The 7,598-nt window shown below is 67.9% G+C and carries 1 protein-coding gene; it reads right to left on the bottom strand.

Annotation, left to right across the window (positions count from 1 at the left end):
- A partial coding sequence (locus A5652_RS18595; protein WP_156745410.1) for a non-ribosomal peptide synthetase occupies positions 1-7,598 on the bottom strand: 7,598 nt, incomplete at both ends.

Genomic DNA, 7,598 nt, shown 5'->3' with positions numbered 1-7,598 from the left:
CACCCGTCGAGCACGAACAACGCCGCCCCCGGCACCGGCGACCCGATCGACGGCGCACCCGACCCCGCAGTCAACGGAGCGCTGATCGCCGCGTACACCGTGGCTTCGGTGGGGCCGTAGGCGTTGAGCATCACCCGGTCTGGCGCCCACCGGTCGACCACCTCGGCCGGACAAGCTTCACCGGCGACGACCAAGGCCATCGAGTCCAGGCCCTGCGGCGACAGCATGGCCACCGCGGAAGGGGTTTGACTCAGCACGCCGACGTGTTCGGCCTGCAGCAGGTCATGAAGGTCTTCCGGCGAGCGGGCCACCGACTCGGGCACCACCACCAGTCGCCCACCATGCAACAACGCGCCAAAGATCTCCGAGACCGAGACGTCGAACACGTAGGAGTGCCACTGCGCCCACACCGCCCCGGATGGCAGGCCGGCATCCAGCGACTCCATCAGCTGGGCGACGTTGTGGTGGGTGACCGCCACGCCCTTGGGCACACCGGTGGTCCCGGACGTGTAGATGAGGTAAGCAACATCCTCGGCGGCGGGCTCCGGCGGCGCCGCGCTGGATTGGTTGTCGATAACTGGGTCGTTCACGTCGATGACCATCACGCCATGACCGTCTAGCTGCCCCGCGTGTTCGGCGGTGGTGATCGCCGCCGCCGGTACGGCGTCGCCGAGCATGAACGCGATCCGCGCCGCCGGCAAGGCCGGGTCGATCGGCAGATACGCCGCTCCGGTCTTGAGCACCGCCAAAATCGCCACGATTGCCTCGGCAGACCGGGAGAACAGCAGCGCCACGCTCCCACCAGGGCCGACGCCGTGGCCGGTCAACAGGTGCGCCAACCGGTTAGCGGCTTCGTCGAGGTCCCTATAGGTCCACGATCGCTCGCCGCAGGTCAGTGCCACAGCCTGCGGGCTGCGGGCCACCTGAGCGGCGAACAACGCCGGAATCGACACCGGCGTAGCCACCCGCTCGGTCAGCACCGCCCGGTTGCCCATCTCGTCAAGCCGCGCGTGCTCCGCCTCGTCGAGCAACTCCGCCGACGACAACCGACGTGTCGGGTCGGCGGTCATGGCCGTCAATACCCGATGAAACCGCTCAATCAAGGTGTGGATGCTTCCCGCGTCAAAGACATCGGTGCGGAATTCCACCGCCCCGCCGATCCCGGCCGGTGCGCCGTCCTCGGCGAAACGCTCGGCGAGCGAAAAGGTCAGGTCCATGCGGGCGGCCTGGGTGTCCACCGGCAACGGCGTCACCTGCAAATCTCCGAAGGTCAATTCGTCGGCGCCGCTGCCGTATCCGGGCAGGTTCTGCCAAGCCAACATCACCTGGACCAGCGGATGGTGGGTGAGGCTCCGGGTCGGGTTGAGCCGATCCACCAACACCTCGAACGGCACATCCTGGTGCTCGTATGCGGCGAGGCTGCGCCGGCGCACCTGCCCGAGCAGCTCGGCAAAGCTGGGATCACCAGCCACGTCGACACGCAGCACCAACGTATTGACGAAGAAGCCCACCAGCTCATCGAGCGCGGCATCGCGGCGTCCGGCGATCGGGAACCCAACCGCCACATCGGGGTTGGCGCTGATTTTCGACAGCAACGCGGCGAGGGCGGCCTGAACCACCATGAAACTCGTGGCGTTGTGCTCTCTCGCCACGCGGGTGATCCGGTGCTGTAATTCCACGGGCCACTCCACGGCAACCCTGGCGCCGCGCTGATCCGCGACGAGCGGATACGGCCGATCGGTAGGCAGCTGCAGGCGCTCGGGCATCCCGGCCAGCGCATCCTCCCAATAGGCCAACTGCGCGGCGATGGGGCTGTGGCTGTCTGCCAGATCGCCGAGTATTTCGCGCTGCCACAGTGTGTAGTCGACATACTGCACCGCCAAGTCGGCCCAGCCGGGCACCTGCCCCGCGCGCCGGCAGGCATAGGCCGCGCCCAGATCGCGTACCAGGGGCCGCAACGACCAGCCGTCGGCGGCGATATGGTGCACCACCGCAACCAGCACATGCTCATCGTCTGCCACGGCGAAAAGCTGTGCGCGCAAAGGGATTTCGGAGGACAGGTCAAACCTGTACTGCGCCACGGCGCCGATCGCCTCACCCAACTGCTCCTGCGACCATTCGCTGGCCTCGACGACCTGCCAGCCGATGTCCGCCTGCTCGGCGGATGCCACGACCTGCCGCGGTATCCCGTCGGGCGCCGCGAACAGTGTCCGCAGGCTTTCGTGGCGGGCAACCACATCCGACAGCGCCGCACCAAACGCCTCGGCATCCAGCTGTCCGCGCAGCCGCAACGCCATCGCCATGTTGTAAACCGGTGAAGGGCCTTGCAATTGGTCTAAGAACCACAACCGGCTCTGCGCAAACGACAACGGCACCACCGCGGGCCGCTCACCGGGCACCAGTGGCTGCAGCCCACCGCTTTCGGTCCCGACACGCGGCGCCAGTTGGCCCACCGTGGGCGCCTCGAACAAGGCGCGCACCGGGAGATTCGCGTCGAGGCTGGTGTTGATCGCCGCGATCAGGCGCATGGCCGACAGCGAGTCCCCGCCCAGGTCGAAGAAGGAGTCGTCGACCCCGACGCGTTCGATGCCGAGGACCTCGGCGTAAGTACCGACCAGGATTTCTTCGGTCGGGTTGGCCGGGGCACGATAACGGTCGGTGTCCTGGTACTCCGGGGTCGGCAGGGCGCGGGCGTCGAGCTTGCCGTTGGGTGTCAGCGGCAGCGCCTCGAGCGCCACCACCGCCGCGGGCACCATGTAGCCCGGGAGCCGTTCGGCCAGCGTGGCGCGCGCCTCGGCCGGGTCGATGGTGCCGGTGACGAACCCCACCAAACGCTTCTCACCCGGGCGGTCCTCACGGGCGATCACCGCGGCTTGTTCCACCCCATCCAAACCCGTTAGGGCGGACTGGATTTCACCGAGTTCGATGCGGTACCCGCGGATCTTGACCTGCTCGTCAGCGCGACCCAGGTAATCCAGCTGTCCGTCAGCACGCCACCGCACCAAATCCCCGGTGCGATACATCCGCGCGCCCGGCGCCCCGAACGGACACGCCACGAACCGCGACGCGCTCAACCCGGCCCGGCGCCAATACCCCACGCCGACTCCGCGGCCGGCCACATACAACTCACCGACCACCCCGACCGGCACCGGACGCAACCACCCGTCCAGCACCGCAAAGGCCGCCCCAGACACCGGCGACCCGATGGGCGGTGCCCCCGACCCCGCCTCCAACGGCACACTCTTCGCCGCCCACATCGTGGTCTCGGTGGGGCCGTAGACGTTGACCATCACCCGCCCCGGCGCCCAACGATCCACCAATTCCGGCGGACACGGCTCGGCACCAATCACCAAGGCCGTCGACTCCAAGCCTTCGGGCGAAAGCACCCCCACCGCCGACGGGGTCTGGGTCAAGACGCTGACGCGCTGCGCGACGAGCAGGGCGTGGAAGTCTTCGGGCGCGCGCGCCACCGAGTCAGGTACCACCACCAGCCGCCCGCCGTGCAGCAGCGCGCCCCAGATCTCCCACACCGAAAAGTCGAACGCATAGGAATGGAACTGCGTCCACACCTGGTCCGGCCCCAGCTCCACACCGATGTCCAATCCGGCGAACAGCTGAGTCACGTTGTGCTGGACGACCGCCACTCCCTTGGGCGTGCCCGTCGTGCCCGACGTGTAAATGATGTGCGCCACCTCGTCAGCCGCCGGGGTCGCCAATCCCGTGCTCGGCTGAGCCGCCACCGCCGGATCATCGATATCGATGACCGGCGACCCGCCAAACCCAGCCAGGCGCGGCCGCAACTGCGCGGTGGTCACCGCGGCGACCGGCCCCGCATCGTCGAGCATGAACTCCAACCGCGCCGCCGGCACCGCCGGATCGATCGGCAGATAGGCCGCCCCGGTCTTGAGCACCGCCAAGATCGCCACGATCGCTTCAGCCGAGCGCGGGAGCAACAGCGCCACACACGCGCCCGGGCCGACCGCATGCCCGGCCAACAAATGCGCCACCCGGTTGGCGGCCTCGTCCAACTCCCGGTAACTCCACGAGCGATCGCCACATACCAGCGCCACCGCCTCCGGGGCGCGCAGCACCTGCGCCCCGAACAACTCCGGAACGGACGCCGCCGCGGGAGCAGGTTGCGTCAGCACCGCCCGGTTGCCGAACTGCTGCAGGCGGGCATGCTCACGCTCGTCGAGCAGATCGAGAGACGACACCGGCCGCGCCGGGTCGGCGGCCATGGCCGCAAGCACCTGCTGCAACCGCGCGATCAGCGTGCCGATGCCGGCGTGGTCGAACACAGCGGTGTCGAATTCGACTCGAAGGCGCAGTTCACTGCCGGGCAGCGCGATGATGGAAAGCGGGTAGTGAGTGGACTCGTGGCTGGTGAACTCGGTGACGACCAGCTCGTGATCGCCCGCCAGGGCGGCGGCATCCATGGGGTAGTTCTCGTACACGAACAGCGTGTCGAACAGCTGCTCGTGCCCGGTGATGCGGTGGATCTCGCTGAGGGCGAGGTGCTGGTGCTCGAGCGTGTGGTTGTTCGTGTTCTGCAGTTGCTCGAGAAGCTCGGTGGCGGTCGTGGTGGGTGTCAGACGCGCCCGCACCGGCACCGTGTTGATCAACAGCCCCACGATCGATTCCGCCCCGGCGACGTCGGCCGGCCGGCCCGACACCGTGGTGCCGAATGCCACGTCGTGCTGGCCGGTCAGCCAGCAGAGCAGTTGCGCGAAGGCGCCCTGCAGCACGGTGTTGGCGGTGGTCTGGCACGAGCGGGCCAGCTCGCTGACGGCCCGCATGGTCTGGGCGGGCAGCAGGAACAATTCAACGACACGGGTGCCCAGCGCCAAACTGTGGCCCGAGCTGACCAAAGCGGGGCTGTCAAAGCCGGCCAACACCTCACGCCAAGCCGCGTGGGCTGCATCCAGATCGCGCTCGGCCAGCCAGGTCACGAACCGGCGATAGGACCCCGCCGGGGCCAGCGGCTGCCCGTAATAGCTGGCGAATATCTCCGCCAGCAGGATCGGCAATGACCAGCCGTCGATCACGATGTGGTGATTGGTCAGTACGAAGCGGTGCCGATCCGTCCCAATGCGGATCAACGCCGCCCGAAACGCCGGTTGATCGGCAAAATCCCCAACCGCGGCGCGCTCGGCCGCACATAGCTGGTCGATTTGCTCATCCGTGTCGGCGCCGACACCATCGGCGTCGAGGTCTACATACCGCCAAGGCACGACCGGATCAGCAGGGATGATCTGCACCGGCTCGTCGAATTGCGGGCAGAATCGGGCCGCCAGATGCGGGTGCCGGTTGACCACGGTGTGTACCGCATCGCGTAGACGGCCGGGGTCAAGGGCACCGGTTATGGCAATGTTCAGCTGCACCGCGTACAGGTCGTCGTCGCTCCCCCGCACCGTGCTGGCGTGGAACAGCAACCCCCGCTGCACCGGGGTCAGGGGCAGCACGTCGGCGATCTGATGTTCGCGCTGCAACTGGTCGATTTGCGGCTGGCTCAGCCGAGCGGGAGCGATGTCAGAGGGTGTGAACCCGCCGCCGCCGCATTGCACGTGCGCACAGATACCGGCCAGGGCGTCGAACCACAGCCGACCAAGCCGGGCGACCCGCTCTCGGTCCAGCGCCGACGGTGCCCACATCCAATCGGCGTGCAGTTGTGGCCCGGTGTCCGTGTCGACCGTGCCGGCGTTGAGGTCCACGGTGTGCATCAGCGGCATGGGTATGGCCGCGACGGCGCCGATGCTCGACGAGCCTTCCCGGCTGGGCCACCACATGTCGACGTTCGTCGCGGCGTCGCCGCCCGATGCGCCCAGGCGCCCGAGATAGTTGAAACCGATCACCGGGTCGGATCCGGCCAGGTCCACGTCGCGATTCAGGTAGCGCAGCAAACCGTAAGTCAGTGAATCCGGGAGCCCACGAAGCTGCTCTTTGGCCTCCTTGAGCACGGCACCCAACGCCACCTCGCCAGCAGTCACCTGAGCCCAGCGCAGGCCACCGACGGTCAACGACACCGGATATTTCGCCGTGAACCAGCCCACCGTGCGCGACAAGTCCACGTCGGGCGCCAGTTCCTCGTTGCGCCCATGGCCTTCGACGTCGATGCCGATCGGCGCGGCACCGGTGCCCACAAACTCCGCCACCGCCAGCGCGAAGGCGATCAGCAAGATGTCTTGCACCCCCGCGTGAAACGCCGCCGGCACCTCGCCGAGCAGCATTCGGGTGGTCTGGACATCCAACGACATCGACAGGTGCCCCGCTGCGGCAAAGGTATCCACCGCCGGCTGAACCGCCGGCAGCACCGCCGGGGCCGCCGCCGCGTCTCGCCAGTCATCGGCTCGGTCCACCACTTCTGGGCTGTGGGCTTGTTCGGCCAGCAGCGCTGCCCATCGCGCGAACGACGTCCCGGTCACCGGCAGGTCTATCGGCTGCCCGCCGCGATGCTGGGCCCAGGCGATGTTGAGGTCCTCCAACACAATTCGCCACGAGACCCCGTCGACGGCCAAATGGTGAACGATCAACACCAGCTGGCTGCTGGAACACACCCACAGCGCGCTCAACATGACACCGGCGGCGGGGTTCAACCGCGCCCGGGCCTCCACGAGCGCCTCCTCGGACAAGACGTCTACTTGCTGCAGGCAAGAGCCGGCATCCACTGAACCCGCCTCGGGCACTCGCATCGACCACGCGCCGGTTCCATCGTCCTCGACGCGCAGCCGCAGCATGGCATGCCGATCCAGCAGGGCCTGCAACAACACCACGACGTCGGCCTCGGTCGCCCCTTGGGGAGCCTGCACCACCACCGTCTGATTGAACTGATCAACCGGGCCATCGACATCGGCCAGCCAACGCATGATCGGCGTGGCCACCACCGGCCCGATGCCCTCATCGACCGGACCCTCGCCACCCTCGGCCACCCCAGCCACCCGCGCCAACCGGGCCACCGTCTGCTCGACGAAAATATCGCGCGGCTTGCACACCAGCCCGGCCGCCCGCGCCCGGGCCACCACCTGCATCGACGAAATGCTGTCGCCACCAAGCTCGAAGAACGAGTCATCGACCCCGACCCGCTCCAACCCAAGAACCTCGGCATAGATATCGGCGAGGATCTCCTCAACCGCATCGCCCGGAGCGCGGTAACGATCGCCATCGGCATAGTCCGGCGCCGGCAACGCCCGAACATCGAGCTTGCCGTTGACCGTCCGCGGCAGCGCGTCGACGACCACCACCGCGGTGGGCACCATGTAGGCCGGTAACCGCTCTGCCAGCGCAGCGCGCGCTCTGGCCGGATCCAGGGCGCCGATGACATAGCCCACCAGGCGCTTGTCGCCGGGGCGGTCCTCGCGCGCGATCACCGCCGCCTGCTCCACGCCGTCGAAACCCATGAGGGCCGTTTGGATTTCGCCCAATTCGATGCGATACCCGCGGATCTTGACCTGCTCATCGACACGGCCCAGGTAATCCAACTGCCCATCGGCACGCCACCGCACCAAATCCCCGGTGCGATACATCCGCGCGCCAACGCCACCGAACGGACACGCCACAAACCGCGACCCGGTCAAGCCCGGCCGTCGCAGATAGCCCACCGC

The sequence above is a fragment of the Mycobacterium sp. 1165178.9 genome, from assembly GCF_001673555.1.
GTDB lineage: Bacteria > Actinomycetota > Actinomycetes > Mycobacteriales > Mycobacteriaceae > Mycobacterium.
This window is presented reverse-complemented; position numbering and strand designations above follow the sequence as displayed.